The organism is Streptomyces silaceus, from assembly GCF_001419745.1.
GTDB lineage: Bacteria > Actinomycetota > Actinomycetes > Streptomycetales > Streptomycetaceae > Streptomyces > Streptomyces silaceus.
In genome coordinates this window covers 1-4,738 of sequence record NZ_LIRJ01000264.1, presented here as the reverse complement: position 1 = coordinate 4,738, position 4,738 = coordinate 1, and the positions used below count along the sequence as shown (strand labels likewise).

The 4,738-nt window shown below is 70.3% G+C and carries 6 protein-coding genes; all 6 read left to right on the top strand.

The annotated features are described in order from the left end of the window. The first annotated feature begins 79 nt into the window (after positions 1-79). On the top strand, positions 80-1,447 hold the full coding sequence (locus AOK22_RS23880; protein ID WP_055700764.1) for an ABC transporter substrate-binding protein: 1,368 nt from the start codon (positions 80-82) through the stop codon (positions 1,445-1,447). Further along, entirely contained in the window at positions 1,444-2,406 is a 963-nt protein-coding gene (locus tag AOK22_RS23875; protein WP_055700763.1) for a carbohydrate ABC transporter permease, read from the top strand. Before AOK22_RS23880 ends, AOK22_RS23875 begins: the two co-directional genes overlap by 4 nt. Next, positions 2,406-3,251, top strand: coding sequence for a carbohydrate ABC transporter permease (locus AOK22_RS23870; protein ID WP_107102015.1), 846 nt, complete (start codon positions 2,406-2,408; stop codon positions 3,249-3,251). Before AOK22_RS23875 ends, AOK22_RS23870 begins: the two co-directional genes overlap by 1 nt. After that, positions 3,248-4,237 carry a zinc-dependent alcohol dehydrogenase family protein gene (locus AOK22_RS23865; protein WP_055700761.1) on the top strand — a complete coding sequence of 330 codons (990 nt, stop codon included), beginning with the start codon at positions 3,248-3,250 and terminating at the stop codon, positions 4,235-4,237. The genes AOK22_RS23870 and AOK22_RS23865 overlap by 4 nt, the downstream gene beginning before the upstream one ends. A gap of 67 nt (positions 4,238-4,304) precedes the next feature. Further along, positions 4,305-4,526 carry a hypothetical protein gene (locus AOK22_RS23860; protein WP_055700760.1) on the top strand — a complete coding sequence of 74 codons (222 nt, stop codon included), beginning with the start codon at positions 4,305-4,307 and terminating at the stop codon, positions 4,524-4,526. A gap of 56 nt (positions 4,527-4,582) precedes the next feature. Beyond that, positions 4,583-4,738: TerD family protein (locus AOK22_RS40985; protein WP_167357878.1), on the top strand; the 156-nt coding region annotated here is incomplete at its 3' end.

The following is a 4,738-nucleotide window of genomic DNA, read 5'->3' as shown; positions in this document are numbered from 1 at the left end:
CCCCCGGAAAGACCGTCCACCCCTCAGTCCCGCACGCCCCTAAGCACCCCATTCATTCCCATACGTCCAGGAGCGATTCATGCGAACCCCGAGCCGACGGAGGCCGCGCACGCTCGCCGCGGCCGCCGCAGGGACGCTGCTCGCCCCGCTGCTCGCCGGCTGCTGGACCGGCGCCGGCGGGACCGGTTCAGGCGGCGACTCCATCAACGTCCTCATGGTGAACAACCCGCAGATGGTGGAGTTGCGCAAGCTCACCGCCGCCCACTTCACCAAGGAGACGGGCATCAAGGTGAACTTCACCGTCCTGCCCGAGAACGACGTCCGCGACAAGATCAGCCAGGACTTCGCCAACCAGGCGGGCCAGTACGACGTGGCGACCCTCAGCAACTACGAGATACCGATCTACGCCCGCAACGGCTGGCTGCACGAGGTCGGTTCGTACGCCCGCGAGGACCGGACGTACGACGAGAAGGACATCCTGCCGCCCATGCGCCAGTCGCTCACCGGCGCCGACGGCAAGCTCTACGGACAGCCCTTCTACGGAGAGTCGTCCTTCCTGATGTACCGCAAGGACGTCTTCGAGAAGGCGGGCCTGACCATGCCGGAGAAGCCCACCTGGCAGCAGGTCGCGAAGCTCGCCGCCCGGGTGGACGGCGCGAAGCCGGGCATGAAGGGCATCTGTCTGCGCGGCCTGCCCGGCTGGGGCGAGGTGATGGCGCCGCTGACCACCGTGGTGAACACCTTCGGAGGCACCTGGTTCGACAAGGACTGGAAGGCCCGCCTGGACTCCCCCGAGTTCGAAAAGGCAACCCGCTTCTACGTAGACCTCGTTCGCGAGCACGGCGAGTCCGGGGCCGCGCAGTCCGGCTACGCCGAGTGCCTCAACAACCTCACCCAGGGCAAGACCGCCATGTGGTACGACGCGACGGCCGCCGCCGGATCGCTGGAGTCCGCCAAGTCGCCGGTCAAGGGCAGGATCGGCTACGTCCCCGCCCCCGTGGTGCGGACCGCGAGCTCCGGGTGGCTCTACACCTGGGCCTGGGGCCTGCAGAAGGCCTCGCGGAACCCGGACAAGGCCTGGAAGTTCATCTCCTGGGCGTCGGGCAAGGAGTACGAGAAGCTCGTCGGCGAGAAGACCGGCTGGTCGAACGTGCCCGCCGGCAAGCGCGCCTCGACGTACGCGAACCCCGCCTACCGCGAGGAAGCCGCCGCCTTCCAGGACGTCACCCGCGCCGCCATCGAGGGCGCGCGGCCCCGTGACCCGGGCGTGCAGCCCCGGCCCGCGCCCGGCATCCAGTTCGTCGGCATCCCCGAGTTCACCGACCTCGGCACCAAGGTCTCCCAGGAGATCAGCGCCGCCATCGCCGGACGCCAGTCCGTCGACGCGGCCCTGCGGAAGTCGCAGCAGCTCGCCGAGAAGATCTCCGAGGAGTACGAGGGACGATGACCGCCACCGCGAGCACCACCGCCGCCGGGCACGCGCGCGCGTCCGACGCCCGCACACCGAGGCCGCCGGGGACACCGGGACGGCTGCGCGCCTGGGCCACCAGGGCGCCCCTGCTGCCCGCCCTCGTCTTCATGATCGCCGTGACCCAGCTGCCGTTCGTGGCCACCCTGGTGATCTCCTTCTTCGACTGGAACGCCCTCTATCCGGACGCCCGCAGCTTCACCGGGTTCGCCAACTACACCGAGGTCCTCACCGATCCGGACCTGCGCAAGTCCGTGCTGACCACGATCCTGCTCACGGCCTCCGTCGTGCTCGCGAGCCTCGTGATCGGGCTCGGCCTCGCGCTGCTCCTCGACCGGAAGTTCAAGGGGCGCTCCCTGGTCCGTACGCTGCTCATCGCGCCGTTCCTGCTGGTCCCCGTGGCCGCCGCGCTGCTGTGGAAGCACGTGCTCTACAACCCCGAGTACGGGCTCTTCAACGGCCTGCTGCACGGGATCGGCGGGAACTCCGCGGCCCAGCCCGACTGGATCTCCAACACCCCGCTGCTGGCCATCGAGGCCTCGCTGGTGTGGCAGTGGACGCCCTTCATGATGCTGATCCTGCTCGCGGGGCTGCAGAGCCGCGATCCCGAACTGGTCGAGGCGGCCCGCATGGACGGCGCGGGCAACTGGCAGGTCTTCCGCCATCTGACCCTGCCCCACCTGCGCCGCTACCTCGAACTGGGCGCCCTGCTCGGCTCGATCTACATCGTGCAGAACTTCGACGCCGTCTTCACCATCACCTCGGGCGGCCTCGGCACCGCCAACCTCCCGTACACCGTCTACCAGAGCTTCTACCAGGCGCACGAGAACGGCCTGGCCTCCGCCGCCGGTGTGCTCGTCGTCATCGGCTCGCTGATCATCGCGACCTTCGCGCTGCGGGTCGTCTCGTCCCTCTTCCGTGAGGAGGTGTCCCGCTGATGGCCGCGTCCGTGAAGTCCCGTCCCCGCGCGCGGGGGGCCACGCTCGGCCTCGCCGCCTGGCTCGCCGGGATCCTGTTCTTCCTGCCCGTCGCCTGGATGGCGCTGACCTCCTTCCACTCGGAGGAGGACGCCGCGACCAACCCGCCCTCGCTGGCCGCCTCGCTCACCCTGGACGGCTACCGCGACTTCTTCGGCGCGGGCGGCGGCGCGAGCCCCTGGCCCTCGCTGGTCAACTCGACGGTGGCGTCGGTCGTCTCGACCCTGTGCGTGCTGGTCCTGGCCCTGCCGGCCGCGTACGCCCTGTCCATCCGCCCCGTGAAGAAGTGGACGGACGTGCTCTTCTTCTTCCTGTCCACGAAGATGCTGCCGGTCGTGGCGGGCCTCCTGCCGCTCTACCTCTTCGCCAAGAACACCGGCCTGCTGGACAACATCTGGCTGCTGGTCCTGCTCTACACCTCGATGAACCTGCCGATCGCGGTGTGGATGATGCAGTCGTTCCTCGCCGAGGTGCCGAAGCCGGTCATCGAGGCCGCGCAGATCGACGGAGCGCGGCTGCCGACGATCCTCGCGCGCGTGGTGGCGCCCATCGCGCTGCCCGGGATCGCCGCGACCTCGCTGATCTGCTTCATCTTCAGCTGGAACGAACTCCTCTTCGCGCGGGTGCTCACGGGCGTCGTCGCCCAGACCGCGCCCGTCTTCCTGACCGGCTTCATCACCAGCCAGGGCCTGTTCCTGGCGAAGGTGTGCGCCGCGTCGCTCGTCATCTCCCTGCCGGTGCTCGCCGCGGGGTTCGCCGCCCAGGACAAGCTGGTCCAGGGCCTGTCGTTGGGAGCCGTGAAATGAAGGCAGCGATCGTCGAATCGGTGGGCAAGGTCGTCGTCGGCGAGGTGCCCGACCCGACGCCGGGCCCCCGCGACGTCGTCGTGGAGGTCGCCGCGTGCGGGCTGTGCGGGACCGATCTGCACATCCTGCAGGGCGAGTTCGCGCCCACGCTGCCGGTGGTGCCGGGCCACGAGTTCGCGGGCACCGTCGTCGGCCTCGGCCGGGACGTGAGCGGACTGGCCGTCGGCGACCGGGTCGCGGTGGACCCCTCCCTGCACTGCCACGAGTGCCGCTTCTGCCGGGCCGGGCGCGGCAACCTCTGCGAGCGATGGGCCGCGATCGGGGTGACCACGGCGGGCGGCGCCGCCCAGTACGCCCTCGCGCCCGCCGCCAACTGCGTCCGGCTGCCCGACCACGTGCGCACCCAGGACGCGGCCCTCATCGAGCCGCTCTCGTGCGCGGTGCGCGGCTACGACGTGCTGCGGTCCCGGCTCGGGGCGCACGTCCTGATCTACGGCTCCGGGACGATGGGCCTGATGATGCTGGAGCTGGCCAAGCGGACCGGCGCCGCGAGCGTCGACGTGGTCGACCTCAACCCCGAGCGGCTCGCGACGGCCGAGCGGCTCGGCGTCTCCGCGTCGGCGGCCGGCGCCGACGAGCTCGACCGGCCCGGGGGCTGGGACGTGGTGATCGACGCGACCGGCAACGCGGCGGCGATCCAGGACGGCCTCGACCGCGTCGCCAAGGCGGGCACGTTCCTGCAGTTCGGTGTCGCGGACTACGCGACGCGCGTGACCATCGACCCGTACCGCGTCTACAACCAGGAGATCACCATCACCGGCTCGATGGCCGTCCTGCACAGCTACGAGCGGGCCGCCGAGCTGTTCGCCGGCGGGGTGCTCGACCCGGACGTCTTCATCAGCGACCGGCTGCCGCTGGACTCCTACCCGCGGGCGCTCGACCAGTTCGCCGCCGGCGTGGGCCGCAAGATCGTCGTGGTCCCGTAGCACGGAGGACCGTCGTGGTCCCGTAATTCGGTACCTCTCGGCACGGCCGCCGCCTACGCTCGCGGCCATGCCGAGACCTCATGGATTCACCTACGAACAGCGTGCCGACGGCTCCGTCGTGATCACGCACGGCGGACGGGCCGCGGGGACCCTGCGCGGGGCCCGCGCCGAGCGCTTCCTCGCCGAGGCCGAGGGCGGCGACGCCCAGCTGGTGATGGCCCGCTGGACCGGCAACTACAAGCACGGGAACGAACGCTCGGCGCGTTCGCACCCCCGCAATCGCGGCTGAGAAAATCCTTGCGCGGGTAAGGGAACGGTAAAGCGGGGTCGTTCGTTACCCCTGGCATGACAGCTATGACCCCCGGCTCGAACATCCCGCTGACCGCCGCCCGCGTGGCGGTGGACGTCGCCGCTCCGGTGCGGCTCGACGTATCGGGCCTGCTGCTCACCGCCGACGGCAAGGTGCGCTCCGACGACGACTTCATCTTCTTCAACCAGCCC